The organism is Collinsella aerofaciens, from assembly GCF_040910245.1.
Taxonomy (GTDB): domain Bacteria; phylum Actinomycetota; class Coriobacteriia; order Coriobacteriales; family Coriobacteriaceae; genus Collinsella.
Map to the genome: position 1 here is coordinate 13,719 of NZ_JBDGAY010000008.1, position 12,906 is coordinate 26,624.

8 protein-coding genes and 1 tRNA gene are annotated in these 12,906 nt (G+C 62.1%); 1 reads left to right on the forward strand and 8 read right to left on the reverse strand.

What is annotated here, in order from left to right; all coding sequences use genetic code 11:
* Positions 1 to 2: 2 nt before the first annotated feature.
* From AB5Z20_RS04325 to AB5Z20_RS04350, 6 genes are all read right to left on the reverse strand, one after another.
* Positions 3 to 302, reverse strand: a complete 300-nt coding sequence (locus AB5Z20_RS04325) for a YhbY family RNA-binding protein (protein ID WP_006234690.1) — start codon at positions 300 to 302, stop codon at positions 3 to 5.
* 158 nt (positions 303 to 460) lie between these two features.
* Positions 461 to 1,186, reverse strand: a complete 726-nt coding sequence (locus tag AB5Z20_RS04330; protein WP_138111637.1) for a methyltransferase domain-containing protein — start codon at positions 1,184 to 1,186, stop codon at positions 461 to 463.
* Between the two features lie 479 nt (positions 1,187 to 1,665).
* Entirely contained in the window at positions 1,666 to 3,030 is a 1,365-nt protein-coding gene (locus tag AB5Z20_RS04335; RefSeq protein ID WP_138111640.1) for a PFL family protein, read from the reverse strand.
* Positions 3,031 to 3,138: 108 nt separating this feature from the next.
* Positions 3,139 to 5,697 (reverse strand): homocysteine S-methyltransferase family protein, encoded by a 2,559-nt coding sequence (locus AB5Z20_RS04340; RefSeq protein ID WP_217495600.1) that lies wholly within the window; start codon positions 5,695 to 5,697, stop codon positions 3,139 to 3,141.
* Positions 5,698 to 5,706: 9 nt separating this feature from the next.
* A complete protein-coding gene (locus AB5Z20_RS04345; RefSeq protein WP_138111643.1) occupies positions 5,707 to 6,495 on the reverse strand; it encodes a hypothetical protein in 789 nt (262 codons plus the stop codon).
* Positions 6,495 to 7,367 carry a methylenetetrahydrofolate reductase gene (locus AB5Z20_RS04350; protein WP_138111646.1) on the reverse strand — a complete coding sequence of 291 codons (873 nt, stop codon included), beginning with the start codon at positions 7,365 to 7,367 and terminating at the stop codon, positions 6,495 to 6,497. Before AB5Z20_RS04350 ends, AB5Z20_RS04345 begins: the two co-directional genes overlap by 1 nt.
* Positions 7,368 to 7,793: 426 nt before the next feature.
* On the opposite strand from AB5Z20_RS04350, the gene AB5Z20_RS04355 reads away from it, so the two are divergent.
* A complete protein-coding gene (locus tag AB5Z20_RS04355; protein WP_138111648.1) occupies positions 7,794 to 9,881 on the forward strand; it encodes a glutamine synthetase III family protein in 2,088 nt (695 codons plus the stop codon).
* A gap of 634 nt (positions 9,882 to 10,515) precedes the next feature.
* Here the strand turns inward: AB5Z20_RS04355 and AB5Z20_RS04360 are convergent.
* A tRNA-Glu gene (locus tag AB5Z20_RS04360) sits at positions 10,516 to 10,592 on the reverse strand.
* A gap of 100 nt (positions 10,593 to 10,692) precedes the next feature.
* The gene (locus tag AB5Z20_RS04365) at positions 10,693 to 12,870 is read right to left on the reverse strand and encodes a MurT ligase domain-containing protein (protein WP_368156398.1); all 2,178 of its coding nucleotides are present in this window, start codon (positions 12,868 to 12,870) and stop codon (positions 10,693 to 10,695) included.
* Positions 12,871 to 12,906: the final 36 nt, after the last annotated feature.

Consider the following 12,906-nt stretch of genomic DNA (forward strand, 5'->3'; position numbering starts at 1 on the left):
TCTTAGACGAGCTTGATCTTCTCGATGTCCTTGCGTGAGGACTCGCGATACAGCGAGAACTTGCGGCCGATGACCTGGACGACCTCGGCGTGGCAGCGCTCAGCGAGCTCTTCGGCGGCCTCGCGGGCAGAAAGGCTGGAGCCGTCCAGCACGGAGCACTTAACGAGCTCGTGCTTCTCCAGGTAGGCAACCGTCTGCTCGACGGTGCCCTCGTTGACATCGGACTTACCGATGATGATGGCGGGGTTGAGGTGATGGGCCATGCTGCGAAGCTGCTTGACCTGGGCTCCTGTCAGTGCCATGGGTTCTCGCTTTCTATGTATGGGGCGCCCCGCAATGGGGCCTTAATCTACGTGAGCTGTCCCACGATAGCGCAGGAACGGCGCGGTGTGGAGCGCGTTTGCCCAGTTCGCAAAGAATGCGGATGCCGGGCGGGAAGACGATGCAAGCTTTAGATGGGCTACGGGCGGGGTATGGAGACCGGCTCCCATGCAATAAACGCCCAACGGACCTTGCGGACGTGGTCGAGCATGTAACGCCCCTGCGGTACGCCCTTGGACCCTGGCTCGCCGGCATGGGGATTCTCAATCATATGCTGAGCGACGTAGTCGCGTAGACGGTCAATCTTATCCTCGTTACCGTGCTCGAGCATGCGGGAGAAGTCCGCCACTCCCGCCTCAAGGCTATCGAAGGTATCGCGACGAGGCGATTCAAAGTACGTAACCTGCGGCAGGGCGCCCATCTGAATGAGGATATTGAAGGCATACACAAAGCCATTACTGCGGGTAACCGAGGCACCGATAGCGTTCATCAGGTGCAGGTCATAGCGCGGGCTGGAGTTGGCGACCATCGTGACAGCACAACGCCGACGAGCCGTACGATCAAGCTTGGCAAGCGCGCCTTTTAGGTTGGTCGTGGTGACAGAGCGACTGGCAAAGGCAACATCTACCGCTTTCGCGACCGGTCCAACCAAATTCCAGTCATCATCCCAAGCAAGCTCAAGCGGCGTAATAAGATCCTCGAGCCCGTAATACTCAATGCCGGCATCAAGCGTGCCCAGCATGGCGGGGGAGAAATCAGCCGCAATCACAGGATGCCCGTCTTGCGCAAGCGGAATAGCAATCGACCCAGCCCCACACCCCATATCAAGCACCGATTCACCAGGCTCAAGAGCCAGCAATTTCATAAAATCCCGGGCATACGGAGCAGTCTCAAGAGGTCGAAAATGTCGAGCCCGCTTATCCCATTCAAAAGAATCATCAGCCCGATGCCGAGCGGCCTGCAGACGCATCCACTCCTGATTCCAATCAGCAGAAAGAAGCTCAGAGCGAGCATCCCCATCAACCACGGGCTAACCTCCTAGCAACAAAAAAGCGACTCCCCCCCAAAAGAAGAGCCGCAACCAGCATATATCAGAAAGAACCGATCCAACGCCAAACCGTCGCACCAGCCTAGTGGTGCAGGAGCGAAGCAACTGCAACCGGGATAGAGCCCAACCGAGGTCCCGTTGTGCGGGAGCCCCGGGGAGGGCAAATATATAAGGTCGATCGCGAGTTCCGCACGAGCCGGAGAGCACTTAATGTGCTCTCCGTGCGAGTCAGGACTGTCCGAGCAGGCGACCTTATATATTTGCCCTCCCCGGGGCTCCTCGCCAGTCCCCCTCAGCTAGTTCTTCAGCGAGTTCAGCGGTGCCGGGAAGCGTCCACCACGGTGGGCAAGCACGGTGCCGGCGTTGGGGTTCACCGGCATGATGGGCGCACGGCCAAACAGGCCGCCGTACTCGACGCAGTCGCCCACGCCCTTGCCGATGGCGGGAATCACGCGCACGGCCGTGGTCTTATTGTTGATGACGCCGATGGCCATCTCGTCGGCGATGATGCCGGCGATGGTCTCGACCGGGGTGTCGCCGGGGATGGCGATCATGTCCAGGCCGACGGAGCACACGCAGGTCATGGCCTCGAGCTTCTCGAGCGAAAGCGCGCCGGCCTCGACGGCGGCGATCATGCCGGCGTCTTCGGACACGGGGATAAAGGCGCCCGAGAGGCCACCGACGCTGGAACTGGCCATGACGCCGCCCTTCTTGACGGCGTCGTTGAGCATGGCGAGCGCGCAGGTCGTGCCCGGGCCACCGCAGGTGCCCACGCCGATAATCTCGAGGATGCGAGCAACGGAGTCGCCAATGGCGGGCGTAGGCGCCAGCGACAGGTCGACGATGCCCTTCTCGACACCCAGTCGATGGGCGGCCTCGCGGCTCATGAGCTCGCCGGCACGGGTGATCTTAAAGGCGGTCTGCTTAATCTTCTCGGCGACTTCCATCATCGAGGCGGAGTCGGGCAGCTTCTCCAGGGCTGCCGCCATAACGCCGGGGCCCGAGACGCCAACGTTGATGACGGCGTCGGCCTCGCCACCGCCGTGGACGGCGCCCGCCATAAACGGGGAGTCCTCGACCATGTTGGCAAAGCAGACAAACTTGGAGGCGCCAACGGAATCCTCATCTGCCGTAAGCTTGGCGGCATCGATGATGGTCTGGGCGGCCATGAGCACGGCGTCCATGTTGATGCCGGCACGCAGGCTGGCGACGTTGACGCTGGAGCAGACGCGGCTGGTGGTAGCGAGCGCCTGGGGGATGGACTGGATGACGCGGCGGTCGGCGTCGCCGATGCCCTTCTGAACGAGCGCGGAGAAGCCGCCCAGGTAATCGATGCCGAGCGTCTCGGCCGCGCGGTCGAGGGCATGCGCGATGGGGGTGAGGTCCTCATCCTTGCAGCATGCGGCGATCTGCGCCACCGGGGTGACGGAAACGCGCTTGTTGACGATGGGGATACCGTACTCGCGCTCGAGGTTCTCGGCGGTCTCGACCAAGTGCTCAGCCGTGTGCGTCACGTGGTCGTAGATCTTCGTGCACATGCGGTCGAGGCTCTCGTCGCCGCAACCCATGAGCGAAACACCCATGGTGATGGTCCTGATGTCGAGGTTCTGCTCCTCAACCATGCCGCGGGTTTCCGCGATTTCTGCGGGCGTGATCGCCATCCTTGCACTCCTATCTGCCAAAACGAGCATAGCCTTATCTATTCTAACGTGCCGCACGTGCCAAGTGGCGCGTGCGGCACGTTTTGGTGCTCGGTTGTTTCCGTTGTGTTACTGCCCAAAGACCTCTTCGGCGATGCGCGCGCTTTCGGCGGCATCCTTGGCGTAGTAGTCCGCGCCGATCTGCTTGGCGTATTCGGGGGTGAGCACGGCGCCACCTACGATGATCTTGACGCCCGGAACCTCGGCATGGAGCAACTTGATGGTCTCCTCCATAGCGACGACCGTGGTGGTCATAAGCGCCGAGAGGCCGACGAGCTTAATGTCGCGCTCCCGTACGGTCTTGAGTACCTCTTGCGGGTCGACGTCGCGGCCTAGGTCAAAGACGGTGTAGCCGTAGTTATCGAGCAGCATCTTGACGATGTTCTTACCGATGTCGTGGATATCGCCTTTAACGGTGGCCACGCAGATCTTGCCCTTGTCGGCAATCTCGCCGGCGGGCATCAGGCGCTTGATGGTGTCAAAGCCCACACGCGCGGCCTCGGCCGAGGCCATAAGCTGCGGCAAGAAGAACTTGCCCTGGTCAAAGAGGACGCCAACCTCGTCGAGGGCGGGGATAAAGTGATTGTTGATGAGGTCCATGGCGTCATGGTCTGCCAGCAGACGCTCGGTCTCGGCCGCGATTTCGCCCTTGCGACCCGAGACGACCATGCGACGAATCGGGTCGTCGTTGCCGTCGGTGCCGGTGGTGCCAGCAGCGGGCGCGGCGTCGGTCGATACCGCCTGAGCCGCCGCCGGATTCGCGGCGATCTTGTACGGATCGGTCCAGCCGGCGTAGCGCTCGATGTATCCGGTCGAGCCCTCGTCCTCAACGCTCAGCACGCGATAGCTGTAGACGGTATCCATAAAGCGCTTGGAGCCCGGGTTCATGATGGGGGCGTCCAGGCCCGCGCCAAAAGCGGCAGCCAAAAAGACCGAGCCCAGCAGCGGGCGGGCAGGCAGACCAAAGCTGATGTTCGACACGCCGAGCGCGCATTTGACGCCCAGACGCTCCTTGCACAGGGACATGGCGCGCAGGATCTGTTCGGCCTGGCGTTGATTGGTCGAGGCGGTCATGACCAGACAGTCGATGAGGATGCGGTCCGGGCCGATACCGTAGCGGGCGGCCTCGGCCACGATGCGCTCGGCGATGGCGAAGCGAGCTTCGGCGGTATCGGGGATGCCGCCTTCATCGAGCGTGAGGCCGACGACGTTGGTGCCGTAATGGGCGACCAGCGGAAAGATCTCATCCATGATTTGCTGTTTGCCATTGACCGAGTTGATGATGGGCTTGCCGGCGTAGCGGCGCACGGCTGCCTCGACGGCTGCGGGGTCGGTGGAGTCGATCTGCAGCGGCAGCAGCGTGGAGCCCTGGAGCTGCTCGGTCGCCTGCTGGATGATCTTGACCTCGTCGATCTCGGGCAGGCCCACGTTGACGTCCAGGATGTCGGCGCCCTGTTCCTGCTGGCTGATGCCCTGGCTCACGACGTAGTCCAGGTCGCCGTCGCGCAGGGCCTGTTGCAGGCGCTTTTTGCCGGTGGGATTGATGCGCTCGCCGATGACGGCGATTTTGTGGCCGTCACAGGGAAGGTCCACGACCGTCTGGGCGCTCGTGGCCGACATGCTGGGCTTGCGGCGGCGCGGGCTGGGCGTGTGGTTGTCGATAAGCGTGCGCAAGGCCGCCATATGCGCCGGCGTGGTTCCGCAGCAGCCGCCCACGACGCTCACGCCGTCCTCGATCATGCCGGCGACGGCCTCGGCGTATTCGGGGGCCTGGATATCAAAGACGGTATTGCCGTCGTCGTCCACGCGGGGCAGTCCCGCGTTAGCCTGCACCATAACGGGCTTGTCGGTAACGGTGAGCATACGTGCGGCGAGCCCTCGGAGCTCGGCCGGGCCCTGGCTGCAGTTGATACCCAAAACGTCGGCGCCGATGGCGTCGAGCGTGATGGCGGCGACCTCGGGGCTCGTTCCCAAGAAGGTGCGACCGTCTTCCTCAAAGGTCATGGTGGCAAAGACGGGCAGGTCGGAGTTCTCGCGGCAGGCGAGGACGGCCGCCTTGATCTCGGCAAGGTCGGTCATGGTCTCGATAATAAAGAGGTCCACGCCCGCGTCGACGCCGGCGCGCACCTCCTCGGCAAAGAGGTCATAGGCCTCGTCGAAGCTCAGGGTGCCCAAGGGGCGAAGCAGCGCGCCGATGGGGCCGATATCGCCGGCGACGTAGCGGGCGCCGGCCTCGCGGGCGCAGGCGACAGCGGCGGCAAAGACATCTGCCACGGTGGCGGCGCCGTCGAGCTTGTGGGCGTTGGCGCCAAAGGTGTTGGCGGTGATCACGTCGCAGCCGGCCTCGACATACTGACGCTGGATATCGGTGATAACCTCGGGCTCCTCAAAGTTGAGCAGCTCGGGCAGGGCGCCGGCCTTCATGCCGGCAGCCTGCAGCATGGTGCCCATGCCGCCGTCAAACAGCAGGTGCCCCGTGCCCTCGATGGCGGCGCGCAGGCGATCGTCCTTAATGCGCAGGTCGTCGATCGTGCGTGGCTTGTACACAGCGCCGTTGCAGCGTGCGGCATTGACGGGCGCCGCCAGCGCGGCACCATCCGAATTATGAGTAATAAGCGGGGTGAACATCGGGGGCTCCTAGTGGCTGGAATAGCAGGTGGTGTGGGCGGCGCGGAAGCGGCAGTGCTCGCGCATGCGGCAGATATTGCAGGTGGGGCGACTCTGGGCGTCGTGGACTTTGCCGTCGAACAGACCGATCACCGCGGTCACGCTCTTGGTGGGCATGAGCAGGCTGGTGGGCGTGACGGTAAGGCCGATGAGCCGCGTGGCGTTGAGCGCATCGACGATCGAGCGCTGGGCCGAGAGCGGGCAGTCGCCGTAGCCGGGGCTAAAGCGCCAGTTGCCGGCGAGCCCGTGTGCGGCGGCCGCAGCCTTGGCCTGCTGGTCCATCTGCTCAACGGCGGCTTCTACATAGGCAGAGCACGCGGCGTCGAGCACGGCTCCCTCCAGGGGCTGCTGGGCTCCCGTGGTGCGCAGACGACGCTCGGCGTCCATGCCGAGGGTGCATGCCATGAGTGCGGCAAAGCGGGCGTCTTTGAGGTGGCGATAGATATCGCGACCGCGCAGCTCAACGTTGGTGCCGACCAAGCGAATGCAAGGCTCACTTTGTTCGTCCACGCCCGTGGCATCGACGGCAAACACGCGGCGCACGCCACGGGGCTCAATGTCCAGTTCCAGACGTTCAACGACAAGCTCAATACGTCGTGACAGTTCGGGCTCAATCTGCTGGCCGCCGTAACCCAGATACCGCAGCATCTCGGCACGGTCGACACGGGGATGGTGCGCGGCATCGACACGGTAAAGCGCCGGCGACGCAAGGTCGGCCGGCACTTCGACAGCGGTTGTATCGATGTGCGGTTTTTCCATTACCCCAGGCGCTCCATAATGGTCGCGGCGATCGCAGGACGGTTCATAGTGTACAGGTGCAGGCCGTCGGCGCCGTGCTCCTTGAGGTCGCAAAGTTGGCGGGCGGCATAATCTACACCGGCTGCCTGCAGGCTCTCGGGGTCGTTCTCGTACTTGGCGAGAATCTTGATGACGGGGGAGGGCAGCGACGCGCCGCACATAAAGACCATGCGGCTGATCTGGGACTTGCCCATAAACGGCATGATGCCCGCGGTAATGGGCACGGTGATGCCGACCTTGTCGGCAAGCTCGCGGAAGCGGTAGAAGCACTCGTTATCAAAGAAGAGCTGCGTCACAAAGAAGCTTGCGCCGGCGTCCTGTTTTTGCTTGAGGTGTTCGACCGAGAGGTTGAGATCCTCACAGGCAATGTGGCCCTCGGGGTAGGCTGCGGCGCCCACGCAAAAGCCGGCGTCGACGAGCTCGGGGATGAGGTCGCGGGCGTAGGCGTAGTCGGAGGCGGGCTTGTCGTCCTCGGTCGCGCCGGCAGGGAGATCGCCACGCAGGGCCAGAATGTTTTCAACGCCGGCGGTGCGATACTCGTCGATCTTGGCGGCGATGTCGGCGTGGGTGCGGCCCACGCAGGTGAGGTGTGCCACCGAGGGCGTGTCGAATTCGCTCGAAATCATATGCGCGATGGGGGCGGTGGTGGCACCGTTGCCCGAGCCGCCGGCCGAGCAGGTGACCGAGACAAAGCTCGGCGAAAGCTTGCACAGATTGCCTGCCACTTCGCGAGCCGTGTCGAGGGTGAGCTCGCCCTTGGGCGGGAACATCTCAAACGAAACGGGCGCGGTGCCCTGGGATGCTGCCTGCTTAAAAACCTCGTCGACGCGCATATCGTGCTCCTCTAGATACGTAATAGTGTGATGTGTTGTAAGGATTCTACAGCACCACTGTGTCACGGTGGAGTTTCACTCGTTATTCGGGGATACCAATCAAAGATGCCTTGCTATCGGCTTTCTCTATAACAGAGCGGCTAATCTAGGCACGGACTATAAAGACTGGTATCTGATGCAAAATACCAGTTAATAGAGCTCCATCCCAAATTGACTACCCTTAAACCATGGGGAGAGGTCTGCAATTTATGCAGTTGATTGGCTGTTGAGGGTGGCAACGCCGCCTCGATAGGGTAACCTCATTGATTGGTTTCGCGACAGCAACATAACGGTAATGTCGCGGAAACACGGCGAGTCTAAGCTATGACTCGTTCGTTAGTAATCAACACCGCTTCTCACGCGGTGCCGATACGAAGGGAGTTCCGTATGGCCGAACTTACTGACCGCTTCGGGACCATGGTGTTCTCTGAGGAAGTCATGAAGGACTACCTCCCCAAGGACATTTGGAAGCGCCTTGCTGCAACCCTCGAGGGCGGTGAGCCGCTCGACCTGGATGTGGCCAACGCCGTTGCCCATGCCATGAAGGTCTGGGCCATCTCCAAGGGCGCGACGCACTACGCGCACTGGTTCCAGCCGCTTTCGGGCATTACTTCCGAGAAGCACGACAGCTTCCTGGAGCCCAACCACGACGGCACCGCCATTACCAAGTTTACGGGCAAGAACCTCATCCAGGGCGAGCCCGATGCCTCCAGCTTCCCCAACGGCGGCCTGCGCGCCACCTTCGAGGCCCGTGGCTACACCGCTTGGGATCCCACTAGCCCCGCCTTTATCAAGGACGATGTCCTGTGCATCCCCACGGCTTTCTGCTCCTACACGGGCGAGGCCCTGGACAAGAAGACCCCGCTGCTGCGTTCCATGACCGCGCTCTCGCGTGAGTCTAAGCGCGTTTTGGCGCTGTTCGGTAAGACCCCCAAGAAGGTCGTTCCTTCCGTGGGCGACGAGCAGGAGTACTTCCTGATCAAGAAGGACGCCTACCGCAAGCGCAAGGACCTGGTCATTACCGGCCGCACCCTCTTTGGTGCTGCTCCATGCAAGGGTCAGGAGCTCGAGGAGCACTACTTTGGCGCTATCCGCCCCACCGTCTCGGCCTACATGAAGGACTTGGACGATGAGCTGTGGGCGCTCGGCATTCCCGCCAAGACCAAGCACAACGAGGTTGCTCCCTGCCAGCATGAGCTCGCCCCCGTCTATGGCGAAGTCAACGAGGCCATCGACCAGAACCTGGTCATGATGGAGAAAATGAAGCTCATCGCCTCCCGCCACGACTTGGTTTGCCTGCTGCACGAGAAACCCTTCGAGGGCATCAACGGTTCGGGCAAGCACAACAACTGGTCGCTTGGCACCGAGTCCGAGAATCTGCTCGATCCGGGCGACACCCCGCTCGACAACCTGCAGTTCATCGTCTTCCTCACCGCGGTGATCGAGGCCGTCGATAACTATCAGGAGCTCCTGCGTGCCTCCGTTGCCTCGGCCGGCAACGACCATCGTCTGGGCGCCAACGAGGCTCCTCCGGCGATTATGTCCATCTTCCTGGGCGACCAGCTTACCGAGGTCGTCGAGAAGATCATCGATGGCAAGGCTTCCGTCCATGCCACGCGCGGCGTGCTCGACCTGGGCGCCGATACCCTGCCCAAGCTGATGCAGGACAACACCGACCGCAACCGCACCTCCCCGTTTGCCTTCACCGGCAATAAGTTCGAGTTCCGTGCCTGCGGCTCCGAGCAGAACGTCTCCGACTCCAACCTGGTGCTGGATGCCGCCGTGGCCAAGTCGCTCAAGTCCTTCGCCGACGCGCTTGAGGGTACGCCCGAGGATGAGTTCCAGGACGCTGCGCTCGAGTACTGCAAGAAGGTCCTGACCGACCACCAGCGCATCCTGTTCTCCGGTGACGGCTACTCCGACGAGTGGCCCGTTGAGGCCGAGAAGCGTGGTCTTGCCAACAACAAGACCACGGCCGACGCCCTGCCCGCCTTTGTTTCCGATAAGGCCATTGCGCTCTTTGAGGAGACGGGTGTCCTGACCAAGGCCGAGGCTCAGTGCCGCTACGATTGCAAGCTCGAGAAGTACAACAAGCTCATGAACATCGAGGCCACCACGATGGTTCGCGAGGCGCGTCGTACCTATCGCCCGGTCATTACCGCCTATGCCACCAAGGTCGCTAAGGGCCTTGAGACTATACGTGCCGCCGGTGCTGAGGCCGCCATGCAGTGCGAGCAGAACACGCTCAACAAGCTCTGCAACGGTATCACCACCATCAACGACTCCATCAAGGCGCTCGACGCCGTGCATCAGAAGGCCGAGGGCCTCGATGGTCAGGAGCAGGCCAACGTGTACGCGCACGAGGTCGTTCCCGCTATGGATGCGCTGCGTGCTGCCGTGGACGCAATGGAGGAGATCGTGGCCGCCGACTACTGGCCGGTCCCGACCTACGACGACATCCTGTTCTACGTATAGAGCGTAACTGACATATCGTCACGGTATTGAGCCGGGGTCCGCATCATGCTGGCCCCGGTTTTTGTTTGCGAAGGGCGCTTTGAAGCCCGTTTTGCCGCCGATTCGCCTAGGTATAAAGGGTTGTGGGCAAAAAACGTCAAATATGAGTACTGTCACAAGTCCTGTAGCATTATTTATTTGCAAAATATGCAGTGTTACGCAACATATGTCCAAGTACTTAGCCGATAAACGTCTGCAATTTTTCCGCCGTAGGACCCCTGGCGTCTAAATCGCCTTCTGATGGCATGAAATCGCTGTAACTAAAATGGTAGCAGTACTCATATTTGCCATTTTTTGCCCACGGGCCTTGCGATGATGCCGGGCTCCGCACCCTGCCGGGTTCGAATCCCGGCATATCGGTAGCAAAAAGCCCGCTACCGAATTGGTAACGGGCTTCACATCTCAAATGGTGCCCCCAGCGGGATGTCCGCGTGCGGCTGGCGCCGCCCGCTTTCGCTGCGTCGCTTCGCTCCTTGCGTGCTGCGCTGGAAAACGCTTCGCGTTTCCTCAGCTCCGCACCCTGTCGGGTTCGAATCCCGGCGCATGGGTAGCAAAAAGCCCGCTACCGCGAGGGTAACGGGCTCTTCAATTCAAATGGTGCCCCCAGCGGGATTCGAACCCGCGATATCCACCTTGAAAGGGTGGCGTCCTTGGCCGCTAGACGATGGGGACAGCGGGAAAGAGTATAGCAGACTTTTTTAGCCGTTCACATATCGTTGGCAAACTGAAAAACCACCACAAAGGTGCCTGTCCCCTTTGTGGTGGTGAGGTGCTAGGGGAGGAGCTTCATGGCGGCGTCGTGGGCGGCGTGCTCGTAGGTGTCGTCGAGGGGCTTGAGCGGCAGCAGGGCGGCAGCCTGTGCATCGCCACGGCGCTCGAGGGCATGGGCGATCAACCAGTCGGCGAGCTCGGGGTTCTTGGGCAGCGCCGGGCCATGCAGGTACGTGCCGATGACGCCCTTGTAGATCAGGCCCTCAAAGCCATCGTCGCCGTTGTTGCCGGTGCCCGTGACGACGGACGTTCCGAGCGGCGTGGCATCGGCGTCCAAAAGCGTGCAGCCGCCATGGTTCTCGAATCCCACAAAGGGCTCAGGTGCCAGGTCGGTTTTGACGGCTACGTTGCCGATCAGGCGGTCGGAGCCGCGTACGGTTTCGGCGGCAATGACCCCCAGACCCTCAATGCGATCCTCGCCCATATAGTACGAACGGCCGAGCAGCTGATAGCTGCCACAGATGGCGAGCAGCGAGCCGCCATCCTCAACATAGGATGCGACCTTGTCTTTTTGGGCGAGCAGCTCGTGTGCCACGGCTAGCTGGTCGCGGTCGGAGCCGCCACCCATCATGACGATATCGGCATCGGTCAAATCAAGCGTTTCGCCCATACGGACCTCGTCCACGCGCACGGGAATGCCACGCCAGGCGCAGCGGCGCTCGAGGGCGATAACGTTGCCGCCGTCGCCGTAGAGGTTGAGGGCATCGGGGTACAGGTAGACGATGCGCAGCGGGCGCGAAAGCTCGACTGGCGCGATACCGACAGGAAGAGCGCTGCCGTCGGCACGGGCTACGGCGCGCCCAGCAACAGCGTCGGCGGTGGCGCCTTTCAGCCCGTCGAGCTCCTTGACCAGCGGCGGGAAGGCCGTGTAGTTGGCGACGGCGTAGAAGGTGTCATCGGCGGCCTCGTCTGCCACGGCGCCAATTGCCTGCGCGACGTCCGAGATAATCGCGGCATCGATGCCGGCGTACTTGAGGCGCACCTGCATGTCGTGCGCGCGCGTGCCTCCGGCAAAGGCGACAAGACCCGGCGTGTCGGCGATGCGCTCAAAGTCGACGTCGTAGATCCACGATACATCGTGGCCGTCGGCGTCGTTGTCGTTGAGGAAGAAAGCGCAGAGTCTGCCGCCTGCCGTCTTGATGGACTGGATTTGTCGATCGAAGCCTACGGGATTTTTGGCCAGGTTTGCCTCGACGGTACGGCCGGCGATCTCCCAGCGGCCCATGCGTCCGCCGGCGGGGACATAGGCATCGAGCGTGGGCTGCAGATGCGCCGCGTCTACGCCCAGCTCGCGCGCCGCAAAGAAGGCGGCGGCAACGTTGTAGACCATGTACAGGCCGTTGTAGCGCGTGGCGATGTGTACGGCAGCTGCGTCGGACGCAGATCCAAAGACCAGGTCAAAGCCGTAGCCGTCGCAGCCGAGCTCCACGCCCGTCACACGGCGGACCAGTGCGGGGCGTGCCCAACCGCACGAGGGGCAATGGTAGGCGCCGAGTTGACCATACTGCACATAGTCGTACTCCAACGGCGCGTTGCACTGCGAGCAAAAACGCGAGTCGCTAATGCGATCGGACTCGGTGCCCGTGGCGCCGTCGATGCCAAAGGCGATGCTCGTGTTAGGGACGCGCGCGGCAATCGAGGCACACAGCGGGTCGTCGGCGTTGTAGATAAGCGTTGTTGTCGGCGAGAGCTCCAACGCATGGGCGATGACCTCCTGGGTGTGATCGATCTCGCCGTAGCGGTCTAGCTGGTCGCGGAACAGGTTGAGTAGCACAAAGTACGTCGGCTTGAGCTTGGGCAGAACGCGTACGGTGTAGAGCTCGTCACACTCAAAAACGCCCACGCGCTTGCCGCTGCTGGTGTGCCTAAGGCCGCCGCGGGCCTCGAGCAGAGCACCCACCACACCAGGTTCCATATTGTTGCCGGCACGGTTGCACACCACGGTAGCACCGCTGGCAGCAACGGCATCGGCGATGAGGTTGGAGGTGGTGGTCTTGCCATTAGTGCCGGTGATCACCACGCTGCGGTCGACCAGGCTCGCGAGGTCGCTTAGCAGCTCGGGGTCGATTTTCATGGCGATGCGGCCGGGAAGCACGCCACCCTGGCGTTTGAGGACAGAGCGCAGTCCCCAGCGAGCGATATCGCTCGAGGTGCAGGCAAGAGATGAGCGGAAGTTCATGAAGCCGTTCCTAACATAGATGACATGGTCGGGGCG

Coding starts and splice junctions, on each gene's coding strand:
- AB5Z20_RS04355 (WP_138111648.1), top strand. CDS start 7,794: ATGGCCGAACTTACTGACCGCTTCGGGACCATGGTGTTCTCTGAGGAA.
- AB5Z20_RS04325 (WP_006234690.1), bottom strand. CDS start 302: ATGGCACTGACAGGAGCCCAGGTCAAGCAGCTTCGCAGCATGGCCCAT.
- AB5Z20_RS04365 (WP_368156398.1), bottom strand. CDS start 12,870: ATGAACTTCCGCTCATCTCTTGCCTGCACCTCGAGCGATATCGCTCGC.
- AB5Z20_RS04340 (WP_217495600.1), bottom strand. CDS start 5,697: ATGTTCACCCCGCTTATTACTCATAATTCGGATGGTGCCGCGCTGGCG.
- AB5Z20_RS04350 (WP_138111646.1), bottom strand. CDS start 7,367: ATGCGCGTCGACGAGGTTTTTAAGCAGGCAGCATCCCAGGGCACCGCG.
- AB5Z20_RS04330 (WP_138111637.1), bottom strand. CDS start 1,186: ATGAAATTGCTGGCTCTTGAGCCTGGTGAATCGGTGCTTGATATGGGG.
- AB5Z20_RS04345 (WP_138111643.1), bottom strand. CDS start 6,495: ATGGAAAAACCGCACATCGATACAACCGCTGTCGAAGTGCCGGCCGAC.
- AB5Z20_RS04335 (WP_138111640.1), bottom strand. CDS start 3,030: ATGGCGATCACGCCCGCAGAAATCGCGGAAACCCGCGGCATGGTTGAG.